General features: G+C 71.3%; 18 protein-coding genes. 12 read left to right on the forward strand and 6 right to left on the reverse strand.

The features are described from left to right. The first annotated feature begins 35 nt into the window (after positions 1-35). The 4 genes from SSQG_RS11210 to SSQG_RS11225 all read left to right on the forward strand — a co-directional run bounded on the left by SSQG_RS11210 (position 36) and on the right by SSQG_RS11225 (position 3,420). On the forward strand, positions 36-989 hold the full coding sequence (locus SSQG_RS11210) for an N-acetylmuramoyl-L-alanine amidase (protein ID WP_039932388.1): 954 nt from the start codon (positions 36-38) through the stop codon (positions 987-989). A 157-nt stretch (positions 990-1,146) separates the two neighbouring features. Next, positions 1,147-1,971, forward strand: a complete 825-nt coding sequence (locus SSQG_RS11215; protein ID WP_039932391.1) for a DUF5336 domain-containing protein — start codon at positions 1,147-1,149, stop codon at positions 1,969-1,971. A gap of 98 nt (positions 1,972-2,069) precedes the next feature. After that, positions 2,070-3,080, forward strand: a complete 1,011-nt coding sequence (locus SSQG_RS11220) for an LLM class F420-dependent oxidoreductase (protein ID WP_003989868.1) — start codon at positions 2,070-2,072, stop codon at positions 3,078-3,080. 46 nt (positions 3,081-3,126) lie between these two features. After that, positions 3,127-3,420 carry a hypothetical protein gene (locus SSQG_RS11225; RefSeq protein ID WP_003989869.1) on the forward strand — a complete coding sequence of 98 codons (294 nt, stop codon included), beginning with the start codon at positions 3,127-3,129 and terminating at the stop codon, positions 3,418-3,420. 97 nt (positions 3,421-3,517) lie between these two features. Here SSQG_RS11225 and SSQG_RS11230 read toward each other — a convergent pair whose 3' ends face one another. The 3 genes from SSQG_RS11230 to SSQG_RS11240 are packed head-to-tail and all read right to left on the reverse strand — an operon-like array spanning position 3,518 to position 6,785. Then, a complete protein-coding gene (locus tag SSQG_RS11230) occupies positions 3,518-4,585 on the reverse strand; it encodes a hypothetical protein (protein WP_003989870.1) in 1,068 nt (355 codons plus the stop codon). Further along, positions 4,582-5,343: a class I SAM-dependent methyltransferase gene (locus SSQG_RS11235; RefSeq protein WP_003989871.1), complete on the reverse strand. Its 762-nt coding sequence runs from the start codon at positions 5,341-5,343 to the stop codon at positions 4,582-4,584. The genes SSQG_RS11230 and SSQG_RS11235 overlap by 4 nt, the downstream gene beginning before the upstream one ends. After that, complete coding sequence (locus SSQG_RS11240) at positions 5,337-6,785, reverse strand: glycosyltransferase family 4 protein (protein WP_003989872.1); 1,449 nt, start codon at positions 6,783-6,785, stop codon at positions 5,337-5,339. The genes SSQG_RS11235 and SSQG_RS11240 overlap by 7 nt, the downstream gene beginning before the upstream one ends. A gap of 211 nt (positions 6,786-6,996) precedes the next feature. On the opposite strand from SSQG_RS11240, the gene SSQG_RS11245 reads away from it, so the two are divergent. Together SSQG_RS11245 and SSQG_RS11250 are read left to right on the forward strand one after the other, a co-directional pair. Beyond that, complete coding sequence (locus SSQG_RS11245; protein WP_003989873.1) at positions 6,997-7,662, forward strand: TetR family transcriptional regulator; 666 nt, start codon at positions 6,997-6,999, stop codon at positions 7,660-7,662. A gap of 381 nt (positions 7,663-8,043) precedes the next feature. Next, the gene (locus SSQG_RS11250; RefSeq protein ID WP_003989874.1) at positions 8,044-8,364 is read left to right on the forward strand and encodes a GYD domain-containing protein; all 321 of its coding nucleotides are present in this window, start codon (positions 8,044-8,046) and stop codon (positions 8,362-8,364) included. Positions 8,365-8,380: 16 nt separating this feature from the next. Here the strand turns inward: SSQG_RS11250 and SSQG_RS11255 are convergent, their stop codons facing one another. Both SSQG_RS11255 and SSQG_RS11260 read right to left on the reverse strand, forming a co-directional pair. Further along, on the reverse strand, positions 8,381-8,614 hold the full coding sequence (locus SSQG_RS11255; protein ID WP_003989875.1) for a ferredoxin: 234 nt from the start codon (positions 8,612-8,614) through the stop codon (positions 8,381-8,383). A 2-nt stretch (positions 8,615-8,616) separates the two neighbouring features. Beyond that, entirely contained in the window at positions 8,617-10,068 is a 1,452-nt protein-coding gene (locus SSQG_RS11260) for an aldehyde dehydrogenase (protein ID WP_003989876.1), read from the reverse strand. A 177-nt stretch (positions 10,069-10,245) separates the two neighbouring features. Between SSQG_RS11260 and SSQG_RS11265 the strand changes: the two genes are divergently transcribed. The 4 genes from SSQG_RS11265 (at position 10,246) to SSQG_RS11275 (ending at position 14,007) form a co-directional block, all read left to right on the forward strand. Beyond that, positions 10,246-11,271, forward strand: a complete 1,026-nt coding sequence (locus SSQG_RS11265; protein ID WP_003989877.1) for an MBL fold metallo-hydrolase — start codon at positions 10,246-10,248, stop codon at positions 11,269-11,271. 451 nt (positions 11,272-11,722) lie between these two features. Next, positions 11,723-12,631, forward strand: a complete 909-nt coding sequence (locus tag SSQG_RS11270) for an RNA-guided endonuclease InsQ/TnpB family protein (protein WP_244299087.1) — start codon at positions 11,723-11,725, stop codon at positions 12,629-12,631. Beyond that, positions 12,589-13,068: a transposase gene (locus SSQG_RS42580; RefSeq protein ID WP_244299089.1), complete on the forward strand. Its 480-nt coding sequence runs from the start codon at positions 12,589-12,591 to the stop codon at positions 13,066-13,068. Before SSQG_RS11270 ends, SSQG_RS42580 begins: the two co-directional genes overlap by 43 nt. A 33-nt stretch (positions 13,069-13,101) precedes the next feature. Beyond that, positions 13,102-14,007, forward strand: coding sequence for a helix-turn-helix domain-containing protein (locus tag SSQG_RS11275; RefSeq protein ID WP_003989879.1), 906 nt, complete (start codon positions 13,102-13,104; stop codon positions 14,005-14,007). Between the two features lie 25 nt (positions 14,008-14,032). Here the strand turns inward: SSQG_RS11275 and SSQG_RS11280 are convergent, their stop codons facing one another. Beyond that, positions 14,033-14,848, reverse strand: coding sequence for an SAM-dependent methyltransferase (locus SSQG_RS11280; RefSeq protein WP_003989880.1), 816 nt, complete (start codon positions 14,846-14,848; stop codon positions 14,033-14,035). A 446-nt stretch (positions 14,849-15,294) separates the two neighbouring features. On the opposite strand from SSQG_RS11280, the gene SSQG_RS11285 reads away from it, so the two are divergent. Together SSQG_RS11285 and SSQG_RS11290 are read left to right on the forward strand one after the other, a co-directional pair. Further along, positions 15,295-16,506: a prenyltransferase/squalene oxidase repeat-containing protein gene (locus SSQG_RS11285; RefSeq protein ID WP_039932395.1), complete on the forward strand. Its 1,212-nt coding sequence runs from the start codon at positions 15,295-15,297 to the stop codon at positions 16,504-16,506. Beyond that, the gene (locus SSQG_RS11290; protein WP_003989882.1) at positions 16,503-17,126 is read left to right on the forward strand and encodes an SCO2322 family protein; all 624 of its coding nucleotides are present in this window, start codon (positions 16,503-16,505) and stop codon (positions 17,124-17,126) included. Before SSQG_RS11285 ends, SSQG_RS11290 begins: the two co-directional genes overlap by 4 nt. Positions 17,127-17,241 lie beyond the last annotated feature (115 nt).

The following is a 17,241-nucleotide window of genomic DNA, read 5'->3' on the forward strand; positions in this document are numbered from 1 at the left end:
CGCCGCTCCCGGGGACGGCCGCTAGGGTGGCAGGCGTGTCGTACGTAGGCCCGGACTTCGAACCGCCCCAGCCCCGCCGCTCCCGCCGCGGCCCCCTGACCGTCGCACTCGCCGCGCTGGTGCCGGGGGCGCTGCTCGGCTGGCTGGTGTTCGAGACGGTGGGCGGCTCGGGGGACGGCGACGGCTCGGACCGGGCGACCGTTCGGTCCTCCCCGCCCGCGGAGTCCGGCGCGCCCTCCGGCACCGACGACGGCAAGCAGCAAGGCGCCGCCCCCGCGCCCTCCGCATCCCGGTCCTCCGCGCCCGCCGCCTCCGGCCCGCTCAAGGGGAAGGTCGTCGTCATCGACCCCGGGCACAACCCGGACAACTTCCAGCACACGTCCGAGATCAACCGCAAGGTGAACATCGGGACGAACTGGAAGGAGTGCGACACCACCGGCACGTCCACCAACGACGGTTACGCCGAGGCGAAGTTCACCCTCGACGTGGCACACCGGATGCGCACGCTGCTCGAGAAGCAGGGCGCCACGGTGAAGCTGACCCAGGACGGCGACCGGCCGTACGGCCCGTGCGTGGACGAGCGGGCCCGGATCGGCAATGAGGCGAAGGCCGACGCGGTGGTCTCGATCCACGCGGACGGCGCCGGGGCCGGCAACCGGGGTTTCCACGTCATCACGCCCGGAGCGGTCCATGCGGGCGCCGCGGACACCCGCGCGATCGTCGCCCCCTCCCGCGATCTCGGCGAGCGCGTCGCCGGCCGCTTCGTCGCCGTCACCGGCAGCGCGCCGTCCGACTACGTCGGCGACGGCACCGGCCTCGTCACGCGGAAGGACCTGGGCGGTCTCAATCTGTCAACGGTTCCCAAGGTGTTCATCGAGTGCGGGAACATGCGCGATAGCAAGGACGCGGCGTTGCTCACCAGTGGCGCGTGGCGGCAGAAGGCGGCGCAAGGGATCTCTGAGGGAATCGTGAGTTTCCTGCGCGGGTAGCTTTCGCCGGGCTGGTCCGGGCGGACACCCTGATCGGGCGGACGATAGTGTCTCCCTACGATGAGGGGCCACCCCCGCGCTTCACACAGGGGCCTGACGGCGACATGGTGACAGCGACGCCTCTACCGACGATGAGACGACCTACGAAGGACCTGAAGTGAATATCCGCTCCCTCACTCGAGGCGACGGCGTGGTGATCGGAGCAGCGGTGTTGCTGTTCATCGCGTCATTCCTCGCCCTGTACTCGTTCGACAATGTCCCCGACAGCGTCGACCTCCCCAGCCTGTGGGGAAGCGGTCCGGTCGTGTTCAGCGTCGTACTGGCGGGGATCATCGGCGCCGCTCTCGTCGTCGTCTCGCACGGTCTGCCGCAAGCCCCGAAGATCGCGGGGCTCGAGCTCGGTCAGTTCGGCGCCGCCTTCACCGTGTTCGCCGCGTGGAGCGCGCTGGGCAACATCGTCGACGTGCCCGGTGGCCTCAACAACATCGGCGAGGGCTCGAACGAGGGGGCCCCGAGCCCCGGCATCGGCCTGATCCTCGCCCTCGTCGCCACGCTCCTCATGGCCGCCGCCGCCATCGCCACGCCCCTGGTCCCCGCCCTCAAGGGCGCCCTGATCCCGGCCCCCCGTCCCGCCACTCCGCAGCCCTACGGCGGTCAGCCGCAGGGTGGTTACGGCTACCCGGGCGCGCAGCAGCCCGGCGGCTACGGGCAGCCGCAGCCGGGGCAGCCGTACGGCGGTCAGCCCCAGCCGCAGCAGGCCCAGGCCCCGCAGCCGCCGGCCGGTGACTTCTCGCCGTTCTGGTTCGCGGTGCCGGTGCCGAGGCCGCTGTTCCCGGAGGACGGCTCGCCGACGCCGATCGCCGAACTCGCCCCGGGCACCTGGTACCTGGCGGTCGAGCAGCGCGGTGCGGCCCTGGTCGCCCAGACGCAGGACGGCCGCCGCGGTGTCCTCCAGGACACGTCGGGCATCCAGCGCGGCTGAGCCGCCCAGCCCCTCACGGCCCCTCGCCCTTCCGGGCGGGGGGCCGTTGCCGTACAGTCGTCGCTCCCCGTCAGCTGACGCACCGTCAGGAGGCAGGCATGCGGCTCGGTCTCGCGCTCGGCTACTGGGGTCGCGGCCCCTCCCCCGACCATGTGCCGCTCGCGCGGGAGGCCGAGCGCTTGGGCTACCACTCCGTCTGGACGGCGGAGTCGTGGGGCTCGGACGTGTTCACGCCGCTCGCCTGGATCGCGGCGCACACCTCGCGCATCCGGCTGGGCACGGCGGTCGCGCAGATGGCGGCCCGCCCGCCGACCACCACGGCGATGCACGCCCTGACCCTGGACCACCTCTCCGGCGGCCGCATGATGCTGGGCCTCGGGCTCTCCGGACCGCAGGTGGTCGAGGGCTGGTACGGCCGCCCGTTCCCCTCCTCCCCCCTCACCGCCACCCGCGAATACGTCGACGTCGTACGGCAGGTGCTGCGCCGTGCGGCGCCGGTGGAGTCGGCGGGCCGCTTCCACGCCCACCCCTACCAGGGGCCCGACGCCACGGGCCTCGGCAGACCGCTCAGGCCGATCACCCATCCCCTCCGCCCTGACCTGCCGATCCTGCTCGGTGCGGAGGGCCCGAAGAACGTCGCCCAGACGATCCGGATCGCCGACGGCTGGCTGCCGCTGTACTGGCCGCCGACCCGGCCGGAGGTGTACGGCCCGGCCCTGGCGGACCTGCCGGAAGGGTTCCTGGTCGCGCCGCTGGCCCAGGCCCGGGTCTGCGACGACGTCGCGGAGGGTCTGCTGCCCGTCAAGGCCATGCTCGGTTTCTACATCGGCGGCATGGGCCACGCGGCCCGCAACTTCCACGCCGACCTCATGGCGCGCATGGGCTACGAGGAGGAGGCCCGCCGAATCCAGCGGCTGTTCCTCGATGGCCGCCGGGAGGAGGCCGTGCTCGCCGTCCCCGACGCCTTCGCCGACGAGATCTCCCTGGTCGGACCGCGCGAACGGATCGCGGAGCGGCTGGAGTCGTGGCGCAAGGGCCCGGTGACGGACCTGCTGGTGATCAGCACCGACCGCCACACGCTGCGCGTACTGGCCGAGTTGAACTCCTGAGCGAATCTCCGGGTTTCATCCAGAGTTCAAGGGCAATCCGGAGAACATGTCCCCTCGATATCGCAACGGTGCGAATCAGGCCGGCACGATCGTCGCGGTCGTGGCCGACATCATGGCGCTCATCCTGGGTCTCTGGATCCTGATGTACCTGCTGGACGCGAACCAGGCGAACAGCTTCGTCCAGTTCATCCACGACGCGGCCCGCTGGCTCGCGGGCTGGTCCCACGACCTGTTCACCTTCGACGAGGCATGGGCCCGAGTGGTCTGCGGCTACGGCCTGGCAGCGGTGGTCTACCTGTTCGTGGGCCACGCGATCGCCAACAGGGCCCACCGCCACTGAGAACGCCCTGAGGGGCTCGCCCTCCAGGTGCGCGGGGAACTGCGCGAGCGACCACACGCGACCCGCACCCGCGAACCGGGCGAGCCCCCCCGAGCCCTCAGGCGCAGCAGTCCGAGTCCAGCCCCACGGGCAAGTCCCCCCCGAACACCTGGCACGTAGCCTCATGCCCACCCAACGCGGCCACGGCCAGCAACAACGACCCCGCGGTCCACGTCGTCAACTCCCGGGGCCAGACGGCGTCATCGTCGAAGACGTACCCCGTCCAGTAGAGCCCGCTGTCCTCGTCCCGCAGGTGCTGGATCGACTGCAACACGTCCAACGCCCGGTCGGACTCCCCCATCGCCCACAACGCGAGGGCGAGTTCGGCCGACTCCCCGCCCGTCACCCACGGGTTGGGCACCACGCACCGCACGCCCAGCCCCGGGACGACGAACCGGTCCCAGTCCTCCTCGATACGGGCCTTGGCCTCGGCCCCGGTCAGGGCACCCCCGAGCACCGGGTAGTACCAGTCCATCGAGTACCGGTTCTTGTCGAGGAACCGCTCCGGATGGTGCCGTATCGCATGCCGCAGGGCACCCGCCGCCAACTCCCAGTCCGGCTGGGCCTCCTCCCGCTGCTCGGCGATGGCCAGCGCGCACCGCAGGGCGTGGTGGATGGAGGAGGACCCGGTCAGCAGGGCGTCCGCCGTGTCGGTGCCGTCGTCGTCGCGGCGCCAGCCGATCTGCCCGCCCGGCTGCTGCAGGCGCAGCACGAACTCCACCGCCGCGTACACCGCCGGCCACATCCGCTCCAGGAACGTGTCGTCGCCGGTGGAGAGGTAGTGGTGCCAGACGCCCACGGCTATGTAGGCGACGAAGTTGGTCTCCCGGCCCCGGTCGGTGACGTCGTCGAACTGCCCGTCCGCGTACGCGGCGTACCAGGAGCCGTCCGTGTTCTGGTGCCGGGCGAGCCACAGGTAGGCCCGTTCGGCGGCCTCGTGCTCGCCGGCCGTGTCGAGTGCCATCGCGGCCTCGACGTGGTCCCACGGGTCGAGGTGGTGCCCCCTGAACCACGGGATCGCGCCGTCCTCGCGCTGCACGGCGAGGATGCCGGCGACGGTGGCGGCGGCCTGCCCCGCGGTGAGGACCCCGGGCAGGACCAGGTGTTCCGTCCGCGGAGTCGTCACTTGGCGTCCGCCCCGGTGTCGGAGAGGCGGTCGGACAGGAGCGGCAGGTGCGGCTTGGTCGCGTAGGCCACGAAGCTCTTGCCGATCAGCGGGTTCAGCGCCTGTTCGGCGACCCGGGTGGCCAGCGGCTTCTTCATGATGTCCCAGACGAGCAGCTTGTGGTACGCCCGCACCGGCAGGGCCTTGTCGTTGTCCACGCCGAACGCGCACTTCAGCCACCAGTAGGGGGAGTGCAGGGCGTGGGCGTGGTGCGTGCCGTAGGGCTGGAGGCCGGCCTCACGGATCTTCGTGAGCAGTTCGTCCGCCTTGTAGATGCGGATGTGGCCGCCCTCGACCTCGTGGTAGGCGTCGGACAGGGTCCAGCAGACCTTCTCGGGGCCGTAGCGCGGGACGGTGACGGCGATGCGTCCGCCGGGCTTCAGCACCCGCACCATCTCGGCGAGGACGCCCTTGTCGTCGGGGATGTGTTCCATCACCTCGGAGATGATGACGACGTCGAAGGACTCGTCGGGGAAGGGCAGCGCGAGGGCGTCGCCCTCCATGGCCGTGGCGGTGGCGCCCTCGGGGGCCTCGCCGGCCTCCTTCATCGCCGCGAACCACTTCGCGACCTCACGGATCTCCTCGGCGTTCTGGTCCAGCGCCACGACCTGTGCGCCGCGCCGGTAGCACTCGAACGCGTGCCGCCCGGCACCGCAGCCCAGGTCCAGGACGCGGTCGCCCGGGGCGAGCGGGAACCGGGAGAAGTCGACGGTCAGCACGTGGCCCTGCTTTCGGAGTTGACGCCTTCTACATCTGTGGGGGCGGCGGTGACAGCATCCGCCATGACCGCCGGGACTGTCGGCTCGGCGCCCGTCGAGGATGCCGAACGGCCGGAAGCCCGGGGCGCGGAGCGGCCCCCGGCCCTGTCGATCGCCTCCCGGTACCGGGTCACCGTTCCCTGCGCGGCCCGGGCCCAGGTGAAGTGCCGCAGGACCCGTTCCCGCCCGGCCGCTCCGAGCCGTGCGCGCAGCTGCGCGTCGCCCAGCAGCCGGTTCAGCCCGGCGGCCAGCGCCCCCGCGTCCCCCGGCGGCACCGCCAGGCACGTCTCGCCGTCCTGCCCCGCGACCTCGGGAATCGCGCCGCCGGTCGTGGCCAGCAGCGGTGTCCCCGTCGCCATGGCCTCGGCGGCCGGGAGGGAGAAGCCCTCGTACAGGGACGGCACGCAGGCGACCTCGGCCGAGCGCACCAGGTCGACGAGTTCCGCGTCGGAGATGCCCTTGACGAACTCGACGGCGCCGTCGAGGCCGTAGCGTTCCATCGCCTGGGCGACGGGCCCCTCGGTGGGCCGCTTGCCGACGACCACGAGATGGGCGCCGGGGTGCTCGGTGCGCACCTTCGCCAGCGCCTCGACCAGGTGGACCAGGCCCTTCAGCGGGACGTCCGCGCTGGACGTCGTCACGATCCGGCCCGGCACGACCGGCACCGAGGGGTCCGGTGCGAACAGGTCGGTGTCGGCGCCGATGTGGACGACGTGGATACGGTCCTGCCGCACACCCAGGTGGTCGACGATCTCCTGCCGGGACGTGCCGGAGACCGTGAGCACGGACGGCAGGCGGCGCGCGACGCGCTTCTGCATGCGTGTGAAGGCGTACCAGCGCCGCACCGACAGCCGCCGCTTGCGGCCCTCGGCGGCGTCCAGCTCCAACTGCCGGTCGACGGTGATGGGGTGGTGGATGGTGGTCACCAGCGGCGCGCCCACGTCGCCGAGCAGCCCGTACCCGAGCGTCTGGTTGTCGTGCACGACGTCGAACTCGCCCCGGCGGGCCCGTAGATGACGGCGGGCGCGCAGCGAGAACGTCAGGGGTTCGGGGAAGCCGCCGGTCCACATCGTCGCGACCTCGAGCGCGTCGATCCAGTCGCGGTACTCGTCACGCTTCGGGGTGCGGAAAGGATCCGGCTGGCGGTAGAGGTCGAGGCTGGGCAGCTCGGTGAGGCTCACCCGGCCGTCGCCGCCCTCGTCGAGCACGGGATAGGGCTGTGCGCCGATGACCTCGACCCGGTGGCCGAGGCGGGCCAGTTCGCGCGAGAGGTGCCGGACGTAGACACCCTGACCGCCGCAGAACGGGTTCCCTTTATAGGTGAGGAGCGCGATGTGGAGCGGTCGCAAGCCGTCGGCGGCGGGGTCCTCCGAGAGCCCGGCCTCCCTGGCCTCAGCGGTCACTCTGGGCCCCCTTCTCCCTGCTCGGTCCCGCGAGATTACGCCGGGACGCTAATCTAGAACAAGTTCCAGACTTGATCGTTCGGAGGCTCTGAATCTACCGGCAGGTAGGGGTGCTGTGAGCAGTGGATCAGGTGATTCACGCCACGGCCGCTGCCGTGCCATGCTGTGTGATCACTCGTCCTCACGGACGGTCACGGAACGGGACGGACACATGCCCGCAGAAGCCAAGGTGAGCACCAAGGTGAACAAGCCGGCCAAGGTGGAAGCCAGAGCGGCGATCCCCGCCTCCCCTCCCCTCACGGAGCGACAGGAGGCCCGCCGCCGCCGGATCCTGCACGCGAGCGCGCAGTTGGCCAGCCGGGGTGGCTTCGACGCCGTGCAGATGCGGGAGGTCGCGGAGTCCTCGCAGGTGGCGCTCGGCACCCTGTACCGCTACTTCCCCTCCAAGATCCATCTGCTGGTGGCCACCATGCAGGACCAGTTGGAGCACATGCACGGCACGCTGCGGAAGAAGCCCCCGCAGGGCGAGACGGCGGCCGAGCGGGTCGCCGAGACGCTGATGCGGGCCTTCCGGGCCCTCCAGCGGGAACCTCATCTGGCCGACGCGATGGTCCGCGCCCTCACCTTCGCCGACCGCAGTGTGAGCCCGGAGGTCGACCAGGTCTCGCGGCAGACGACGGCGATCATCCTGGACGCGATGGGGCTGGAGAACCCGACTCCGGAGCAGCTCTCGGCGGTCCGGGTCATCGAGCACACCTGGCACTCGGCGCTGATCACCTGGCTCTCGGGCCGTGCCTCCATCGCCCAGGTGAAGATCGACATCGAGACGGTGTGCCGTCTGATCGACCTGACCGCGCCCCCCTCCGACCGCCCCTGAAAACGGGGGAACCTACGAGACGGGTTCCCTTCGCCGGCATGGTCCGGATCAGGTGATGGGGGTCGCCTTCCGGTCGCCTGGCCTTTCGGCCCTGCGTCCTTCCGGCCTCTCAGCCCTACCGTCGCAGTCGGCACCGGCGGAAGCCGAAACTTCCTGCCGCCGTCGGCTACTCCGGTCGGACTCCCTCACTCGCCTCGTAGGCCACTTCCAGGTTAGAACTTCTGCCGGTGGAGGAAACCCACCGAGGTCATATTTTTCGGGAAATATTCTCATAGAGCCCTTCGCGCCACCCTCACCCCCGGCCACCGCGACGTCGGCCCGAAACAGAAGGAACATAAGAGGGTATAAACGACTGTTGGGACAAAGGGGAAGGTTACCCTCATGTCGAAGTACCTCTTCAAGTCCAGGCTGGCCCCGGAGGGGCTGAAGGGTCTGCTCAGCGAAGGCGCCACCGCACGGCGTGAGGCCGTCGAGCGCATGGTCGAGGGCCTCGGGGGCCGGGTGGAGTCGATGTACTGGGCGTTCGGCGACGACGACGTCTACGTCACGGCGGAACTGCCCGGCAACACCTCCGCCGCCGCCATGGGCATGGTCGTGTCCTCCGTCGGCGGAGTGCGCACCAGCACGGTCGTACTGCTGTCCGCCGACGAGATCGACGAGGCCGCCCGGCAGAAGGTGCAGTACCGCGCACCCGGCGCCTGACCAGCACCGCCGGGCCCTACTCCTCCGGCGGGAACACCGGCTCCCCGCTGTCGCCCAGTGTGATCACGATCGCCTCCACCGGGCAGCTCTCCGCGGCCTCCAGGACCCGCTCGTTCGCGTCCGTGTCCGGGGCGAGCGGGTGGGACTGGCGGGCGGAGTCCAGGCGGAAGCCGTCCGGTGCGTGGTGGAGGCACTGGGCGGAGCCGATGCACAGGGAGCGGTCGACCTCGACGCGCCAGCGATCGCCCATCGCTACGCCTGCGCCGGGAGGTGGATCATCTTGTGCTCCAGGTACTCGCCGTACCCCTCGGGGCCGAACTCCCGCCCCAGGCCCGAGTTCTTGTAGCCACCGAAGGGGCCCAGCATGTCCAGGCTGAAGGTGTTGACGGAGTACGTGCCGGTGCGGACCTGCCGTGCGATCTCGATGCCGCGCTCGACGTCCGCCGTCCAGACGCTGCCGCTCAGCCCGTAGTCGGAGTCGTTGGCGATCTTCACGGCGTCGGACTCGTCGTCGTAGGGCAGCAGGCAGATGACGGGGCCGAAGATCTCCTCGCGGGCGATGCGCATGGAGTTGTCGACGTCGCCGAAGAGGGTCGGTTCGACATACCAGCCCCGGTCCAGGCCGGCCGGGCGCCCGCCGCCCGTGAGGATCTTCGCACCCTCCTCCTGCCCGATCCGGATGTAGTCGAGGTTGCGCTGCTGCTGCCGCCTCGCCACCAGCGGGCCCACCTGGGTGGCCGGGTCGAGCGGGTCGCCGACGGTCAGCGCGCTCGCCGCCGCCGCGAAGGCGTCGGCGAAGTCGTCGTAGCGGGAGCGCGGGAGGAGGATGCGGGTCTGGGCGACACAGGCCTGCCCGTTGTTCATCCAGGCGGCGGGGGCGATACCGGCCACGGCCGTCTCGACGTCCGCGTCGGGCAGCACGACGGCCGCCGACTTGCCGCCCAGTTCCAGCGTCACCCGGGTGAGGTTGCGGGCCGCGACCTCCATCACGCGCCGGCCGGCCGCGACCGACCCGGTGAAGGACACCTTGTCGACGCCGGGGTGCCCGACCAGGTACTCGCTGACCTCCCGGTCGGCGGGCAGGATCGACAGCACGCCCTCCGGCAGTCCGGCCTCGCGGGCGATCTCGCCGAGCAGGTACGCGTCGAGCGGTGACTCGGGCGAGGGCTTGAGCACGGCCGTGCAGCCGGCGAGCAGCGCGGGGGCGAGCTTGGCGGCGGCGGTGAACTGCGGGACGTTCCAGGGGATCACCGCGGCCACGACCCCGACCGGCTCCCGCCGCACCAGGATCCTGCCCAGGACGCCGTCGCGCCGCTCCTCGTGGGTGAAGTTACGGGCGACCGTGATCGCCGCGTCCCACACCATCACCGCGCCGAGGGCCTGGGCGAGGACGCTCCAGGAGTACGGCGAGCCGTTCTGGCCGGAGATCACGCGGGCGATCTCGTCGTGCCGGAGGGCGATGCCGTCCTTGATCCGGCCCACGATCTCGATCCGCTCGTCGAGGCTCATCCGCGGCCAGGGCCCCTCGTCGAAGGCCCGCCGCGCCACCGCCACGGCCCGGTCGACATCGGCCGGCGAGGCATGCGGGACACGCCCGACGACCTCTTCGGTGTGGGGCGAGATCACCTCGATGACGTCCCGGCCCAGGGGATCGGTCAACTCCCCGCCGACGAACAGCTGTCCGTGTTCCACGAGCTCGGTCATGGCCGACTGCCTCCCCGGGAGCGCGTCTCTGACGAACCATCAGATATGCCCACTGATACCAGCCCCGCCCCGAGGAGTCCACGGACCGCACACCACTCGAAGACGGCCGTCGTCGCCCGGGATTCCATTGGAACCGGTTCTAGTTATAGTGACGGGGACGCGGCGACAGGGGAGCCCATGACACAGGTGACCGACCACGGCGGAGGCGTCCGCTCCCTCCGCGTCCCCATCCCGGACAACCCCCTCGGCCACACGCTCGTCCACGTCGTCGACACCGACCGCGGGCCGGTCCTGATCGACACCGGCTGGGACGACCCGGAGTCCTGGGACACCCTCGCGGACGGCCTCACGGCCTGCGGCACCTCGGTCGCCGAGATCCACGGCGTGGTCGTCACCCACCACCACCCGGACCACCACGGCCTCTCCGGCCGGGTACGGGAGGCCTCGGGCGCGTGGATCGCCATGCACGCGGCGGACACCGCGGTCGTACGGCGGACCCGTCAGGCCCGGCCCGAGCGCTGGTTCACGTACATGGCGGCCAAACTGACCGCCGCCGGTGCGCCCGAGGAGCACATCGCGCCGCTGCGCGCGGCCCGCCCCCGCACCCTGCCCGGCCTCTCCCCCGCCCTGCCCGACCGCGACATCGTCCCCGGCGAGCTCCTCGACCTCCCCGGCCGCCGCCTGCGCGCGATCTGGACACCGGGGCACACGCCCGGCCACGTCTGCCTCCACCTCGAAGAGGCCCACCCCGCTCAACTCCCCGGCCACGGCCGCCTGTTCTCCGGCGACCACCTGCTGCCCGGCATCACCCCGCACATCGGCCTCTACGAGGACCCCGACGACACCACCGTCACCGACCCTCTCGGCGACTACCTCGACTCCCTGGAACGCGTGGGCCGCCTGGCCCCCGCCGAGGTCCTCCCGGCCCACCAGCACCCGTTCCCCGACGCCACCGCCCGCGTACACGAACTCCTCACCCACCACGAGGCCCGCCTCACCGGCCTCCTGACCCTCCTCGCCGAGCCGCTCACCCCCTGGCAGCTCGCCGAACGCATGGAGTGGAACCGCCCCTGGGCCGACATCCCCTACGGCTCTCGCACCATCGCCGTCTCGGAGGCCGAGTCGCATCTGCGCCGCCTGGTGAAGCTGGGGCGGGCGGAGGCGGTACCGGGGAGCGATCCGGTGACGTACGTGGCGGCGTAGTTCGGCGCCGCGTGCGGACACCGCCAAAGACGCGGCCAACGGCCCGTGCGGCGCAGGTGCTCCACCACCCTTTTGACGGACCCGCCCCGCGCGCGGACGCGCCCTCGGCATAAGCCGGATGCCGCCCGGGCACGGCCCCTAGGATGGATGGGCCGCACGGCTCATGCGCGCGCGGAGTTGCGTTCCACCGTGCTTTCGGGCAGGGAGCCCGGTCCTTCAGGGCCGGGGTGAATGCCCGTTTCCCGCGGGAGCGGGGCAGGTGAAGCCGGATCACCGTCAGGGCGATGCGGCGTCATCGTTCAGATGCTGAAGCGGGCCAAGGGCATGTGGTGGTGAAGGGGTTGGAGAGCCTGGGGTTGGTGGCCGGTGGTCGGCTGGGTGTGGTCACTCGTGCGGGTGAGTGTGATCGATGGTGTGCGCGGTCGGGGAATGTGGGCTCTAGCTTCGTGGCATGGCACGGTTTCGGATGTACCCGACGAGTGAGCAGGAGCAGCAGATGCTGCTGCACTGCGCGCACGCGCGGTACGTGTGGAACCTCGCGGTCGAGCAGCACGCGCACTGGCGCCGGGACAAGGCGCACCACCGGCCCGACGGCAGGCGCACCGGTGCCCCCTCGTTCGCTGAGCAGTGCCGTCAGCTCACCGAGGCCCGCGCTGCCAGTGAATGGCTGCGCGCCGGGAATCAGACCGTCCAGGCGCAGGCGCTGGGGGACTTCGCCAAGGCCAAGGCCGCGCGTTTCACGTCCGGGTTCGGTGAACCGACCTGGCGCAAGAAGCACGTGCACGAGGGCTTCCGCGTCATCGGTGACGATCGTGTCCCCGAGTACGAGCCGGACGGTCGGCCGCTGATCAACCGCAAGACCGGCAAGCAGGTCATGGGTCGCGCCGTCACCGTGCAGAAGCTCAACCGCCGCTGGGCGCAGGTGAAGGTGCCCGGATGTGGTTGGGTCCGCTTCCGCCTCAGCGTCAAGGGCAAGGGCGCCCGGCTTCCCGAGGCGAAGACGTTCCGCGTCACCTTTCGCAACGGTCAATGGCACGCCGCGTTCGCTGTCATCCCCGACCCGATCGACAAGCCGGGCACGGGCGAGGTCATCGGCATCGACCGGGGCGTGACCGTCACCGCCGCGCTCTCCGACGGCCGCACCCTTAATTGTCCCCAGCTGACCACCCGCGAGCGCGCCCGGGTCCGTAAGCACCAGCGCCGCGCCGCCCGCGCCCCGAAGGGCAGTCCTCAGAAGGCCAGCGCGTACGCGAAGGTGGCCAGGCTCAAGGCCAGGAGGCGAACCGGCGCAAGGAGTGGTGCGAGAAGACCTCGACCATGCTCGCCCGCACCTATGACCTGGTGCGGTTCGAGAAGCTGAACATCAAGACGATGACCGCCAAGGCCAAGGCGAGACCCGACCCGGACCAGCCCGGCCAGTACCTCAAGAACGGCCGGGCGGCCAAGGCCGGGCTGAACCGGGGCATCCTCGCCCAAGGGTGGGGCCTGCTGCGCCGGCGAACCGGGCACAAAGCGCCCGGCCGGGTCGAAGACGTCCCCGCTCCCTATACGTCTGTGCGGTGCAGTGCCTGCGGGTGGATCGACAAGAACTCGCGCAAGAGCCAAGCCGAGTTCGTCTGCTCCTCCTGTGGCTTCACCTGCAACGCGGACACCAATGCCAGTATCAACGTCGCGGCAGGACAGGGCGGGATTCCCCGCCCCCGGCGAGCAGCCGGTGCCGGAGGGGCGACAATGGCTACCCGCCGTTCGAGCGCCCGTGAACCTCAGCCCGAACAGGCTGGAATCCGCCGATTTTGAAGGCGGAGGATGTCAACGCAAGGAGACATGCCCATGGTCACCGAAGAGGCTTTTCGCACCTCGCCCTTCAACGGAGTCCTGGACGGGAGGTCGGCCGGGCCCATGGTGCCCCGGCTGGCGCTGGGGGCGCGGTTGCGCCGGCTGCGGGAGGAGCGCGGTATCGGCCGTGCGGAAGCGGGGCACGTCATCCGCTCCTCCGCGTCCAAGATCAGCCGGATGGAGGGCGGGCGCCACGGATTCAAACTGCGGGACGTCGAGGACCTGCTCACGCTCTACGACGTCACGGACGAGGCCGAGCGCGCCACGCTGATGGTGCTGGCCGAGGAGGCCAACACCCACGCCTGGTGGCAGTACTACAGCGACGTGGTGCCCGCCTGGATGCAGACCTACCTCGGCGCCGAACAGGCGGCGAGCGTCATCCGCTGCTACCAGGTGCAGCGCGTGCCGGCGCTGCTCCAGACCGCCGACTACGCGCGTGCCGCCGTCCGGCTCGCCCACCCGGACGCCGGTGCGGACGAGATCGACCGCCGGGTCGCGCTGCGGATGACCCGGCAGCGGATCCTGCACCGGAAGCCGGCGCCACAGCTGTGGGCCGTGATCGACGAGGCGGCGCTGCGTCGCCAGGTGGGCGGCCCCGCGGTGATGCGCGACCAGCTCAGGCATCTCATCGAGGTCTGCCGGCTCCCCCAGATCACGGTCCAGATCCTGCCGTTCCTGTCCGGCGGTCACGCCGCGGAGAGCGGCCCGGTCACCATCCTGCGCCTGCCGGGTGGCGAGTTGCCGGACGTGGTCTACCTGGAGCAGCTCACCACCGCCCTGTACCCCGACAGGACGGCCGACATCGAGCGCTACTGGGACGCCATGAACCGGCTGGTGGTCGAAGCCCAGTCGCCCGACGAGACTCCGACCATCCTGCACCGCGTCCTCCAGGAGACCTGAGCGGGCCGCCGCACGGTTCGGTGCCTCAGCGCTTGAGGGCGACCCCGCCGTACTGGTGCACCTCCGCCGGCAGGCCCAGGGCCTCGGCGTCGGGGCGCCAGCGCGAGCACGACGTCACGCCCGGCTCCAGCAGCTCCAGACCGTCGAAGTAGCGGGCGATCTGCTCGGGGCTGCGGAGGATGTACGGGACCGAGCCACCGTCGTTGTACTGCTGGATGGCCTGGACGTACTCCTCGCTGGTGTCGGTGCTGTCGTACTGCACGAGGTAGCTGCCCGGGGGCAGGGCGTCCACCAGCTGCCGCACGATCGAGCGCGCCTCGTCGTGGTCCTCGATATGGCCGAGGATGCCCATCAGCATGAGGGCGACGGGCTGGTCGAAGTCCAGTGTCTTCCCGGCTTCCCGGACGATGGTCTCCGGGTCGCGCAGGTTGGCGTCGACGTAGTTGGTGACGCCTTCCGGGGTGCTGGTGAGCAGCGCGCGGGCGTGGGCCAGCACCAGCGGGTCGTTGTCGACGTAGACGATCCGGCTCTCCGGTGCCACCCGCTGCGCGATCTGGTGGGTGTTGTCCACGTTGGGCAGGCCGGTGCCGATGTCCAGGAACTGGCGGATGCCCTCTTCGGCGGCCAGATGACGGACGGCGCGGGCGAGGAAGTAGCGGGCGGCGCGTGCTCCGGTCTCGATACCCGGGAAGATCTCGCGGAACGCGTCACCGGCCACACGGTCGACTTCGTAGTTGTCCTTCCCGCCCAGCCAGTAGTTCCAGATCCGGGCCGAGTGCGGAACCGAGGTGTCGATCTTGGTGAGCGGCTCCTGCCCGGAGTTCTCCGCCTGATCAGTCATGGACGCTCCTGCGTGTGGTCGTGGAGGCCCACGTTAGCTTGTTTGCCTGAGGGACAGGATCAACTCCCCGGCCACGCCGAGCAGTTCGACTTCCCGCTCACTCATGGTCGGACCGGCGGCCGTCCCCGGCGACGGCGGCCGGGGCGAGGATCACCGCGGAGGCCGCCCAGCCCAGGGACCGAAGCTCCCCTCGGGCGGTTCGTTACGTGCGGGTACAGTAGGCGGGTCGTCATCACCCGTACGGGGGGAAGCCGGTGCAATTCCGGCGCTGACCCGCAACCGTGAACCGCCACCCAGGCGGTGAGCCGGATCGCCGCGTACGGTTCGTGACCGGCTCACGTGCCCGGCAGCCTGCCGGTGCGCGGCACCGTCGAGGTATACGGAGCCGAGCCGCCGGGGTGTCCCGTGCTGCCCGGCTCCCCCACAGGGAGAGGCACCCGCCGATCATGAACGTCCGCCGCAGCGCAGCGGTCCTGGCCGCCGTCGCCGTGATCGGCGCCGCCACCCCGGCCGCCGCCGACCCGTCGCCCTCTCCGTCCCAGGCGTTCCCGTCCGCGCTCTACGGCGACAAGGATCCCAAGTTCGACGGCGTCTGGCGGCAGTCGCTCGCGCTGCTCGCCCAGGACACGGTGGGTGTGCGGCCCGCGCCGAAGTCCGTCGAGTGGCTGGCGCGGCAGCAGTGCGCGGACGGCGGGTTCGCCGCCTACCGCGCCGACCCCACCGCCGCGTGCGACGCCAAGACCATGCTCGACACCAACGCCACCTCCGCCGCCGTCCAGGCCCTCGCCGCGCTCGGCGGGCACGACAGCGTCACCGGCAAGGCCGTCGGCTGGCTCAAGTCCGTCCAGAACAAGGACGGCGGCTGGGGCTACGCACCCGGCGGCGCCAGCGACACCAACTCCACCTCGGTCGTCATCGGCGCGCTCACCGCCGTCGGCGAGAAGCCGGAGCAGGTCGAGAAGGACGGCAGGTCGCCCTACGACGCGCTGCTGAAGCTGTCCCTGGGCTGCGACGGCGACGGCGCGGGCGCGTTCGCCTTCCAGCCGGACAAGAAGGGCGAACTGGCCGCCAACGCGGACGCGACGGCGGCGGGTGTGCTCGGCTCGCTGGGCAAGGGCATGGTGGTGAAGCCCGGCAAGAAGTCCGGCCCGGCCTGCGCGAAGCCCGGTACGCCGGAGCAGGCGGCGTCCAACGGAGCGGGATACCTCGTGTCGGCCCTCACCAAGGACGACGGCCACCTCACCTCCGCCCTCGCCGGCTCCGACCCCCAGCCCGACTACGGCAACACCGCCGACGCGGTCGTCGCGCTGGCGGCCCGGGGCGAGACCGCCCAGGCGGGGAAGTCCCTGCGCTGGCTGGAGAAGAACTCCGCGACCTGGGCGGCCCAGAGTGGTCCCGCCGCCTACGCCCAGCTGATCTTCGCGGCCCACGCGACGGGCGCGAACCCGCGTGACTTCGGCGGCGCGGACCTGGTGAAGCAGCTGAACGCGACGGGTCCGGCTCCGCGCACGACCGCGAAGGCCGAAACGGCTGAGGAGAAGAGCGACTCCGGCTCGGACTTCTTCGGCGTCTGGTGGTACGTCGGCGTCTGCCTCGTCGCCGGTGCCGGCATCGGCTTCCTCTTCAGCGGCGGCCGCAGGAAGAAGCAGCAGCCGTGATCCGCCGTGCCGTTCTCCTCCTCCTGGCCCCGCTCCTGCTGTGCGCGGGCGCGGGCCAGGCCCAGGCGGCCGGTTACCGGTACTGGGCGTTCTGGGAGCGCGAGGGCGACCACTGGGTCTACGCGACCCAGGGCCCGTCCACGTCCCGCCCCTCGGACGGCGGCGTCCAGGGCTTCCGCTTCGCGGTGAGCGAGGACTCGGCGGACGCGGCCCGGCCGCGTGGCGAGGCCGACTTCGACACGATCTGCGCGAAGACGCCCGCGCGGGACGGCAAGAAGCGCGTCGCTCTGCTCCTCGACTTCGGCACGGCCGCAGACGCCCCGCCCGGCGAAACCCCACCCCCCACCCGAACGGCCTGCGCTCAGACCTCCCCCGACGCGACCACGGCCGAGGCCCTGGCATCAGTGGCCAAGCCCCTCCGCTATGACACGAACGCCTTGCTGTGCGCGATAGCCGGCTACCCGGAGAAGGGCTGCGGGGAGCAGGTGACGAAGAACCAGTCACCACCCAGAAAGCACGCCAAGCCGGACACCGGCCCGTCCCTGGGCCTGTGGGCGGGAATGGCCGCGGTAGCAGCCCTGGCCGCAGCAACAACCTGGCAGGTACGCCGACGTGGGTAGCTGTCCCACTCAGCCTGCGGGCAGTCGTGCCGCTGGGGCGATGGGGGTCCCCCCTGCTCGAGCGAAGCCGAGAGCTTGGGGGAGGGTGGGCGCAGGCGGCACCCCGCAGCGCCGG

This window comes from Streptomyces viridochromogenes DSM 40736 (genome assembly GCF_000158955.1).
GTDB lineage: Bacteria > Actinomycetota > Actinomycetes > Streptomycetales > Streptomycetaceae > Streptomyces > Streptomyces venetus.

Excerpts from the sequence above, each read along its gene's own strand:
- SSQG_RS11220 (WP_003989868.1), top strand. The coding sequence starts at position 2,070 with ATGCGGCTCGGTCTCGCGCTCGGCTACTGGGGTCGCGGCCCCTCCCCC.
- SSQG_RS11225 (WP_003989869.1), top strand. The coding sequence starts at position 3,127 with ATGTCCCCTCGATATCGCAACGGTGCGAATCAGGCCGGCACGATCGTC.
- SSQG_RS11245 (WP_003989873.1), top strand. The coding sequence starts at position 6,997 with ATGCCCGCAGAAGCCAAGGTGAGCACCAAGGTGAACAAGCCGGCCAAG.
- SSQG_RS11250 (WP_003989874.1), top strand. The coding sequence starts at position 8,044 with ATGTCGAAGTACCTCTTCAAGTCCAGGCTGGCCCCGGAGGGGCTGAAG.
- SSQG_RS11255 (WP_003989875.1), bottom strand. The coding sequence starts at position 8,614 with ATGGGCGATCGCTGGCGCGTCGAGGTCGACCGCTCCCTGTGCATCGGC.
- SSQG_RS11260 (WP_003989876.1), bottom strand. The coding sequence starts at position 10,068 with ATGACCGAGCTCGTGGAACACGGACAGCTGTTCGTCGGCGGGGAGTTG.
- SSQG_RS11265 (WP_003989877.1), top strand. The coding sequence starts at position 10,246 with ATGACACAGGTGACCGACCACGGCGGAGGCGTCCGCTCCCTCCGCGTC.
- SSQG_RS11270 (WP_244299087.1), top strand. The coding sequence starts at position 11,723 with ATGGCACGGTTTCGGATGTACCCGACGAGTGAGCAGGAGCAGCAGATG.
- SSQG_RS42580 (WP_244299089.1), top strand. The coding sequence starts at position 12,589 with ATGCTCGCCCGCACCTATGACCTGGTGCGGTTCGAGAAGCTGAACATC.
- SSQG_RS11275 (WP_003989879.1), top strand. The coding sequence starts at position 13,102 with ATGGTCACCGAAGAGGCTTTTCGCACCTCGCCCTTCAACGGAGTCCTG.
- SSQG_RS11280 (WP_003989880.1), bottom strand. The coding sequence starts at position 14,848 with ATGACTGATCAGGCGGAGAACTCCGGGCAGGAGCCGCTCACCAAGATC.
- SSQG_RS11285 (WP_039932395.1), top strand. The coding sequence starts at position 15,295 with ATGAACGTCCGCCGCAGCGCAGCGGTCCTGGCCGCCGTCGCCGTGATC.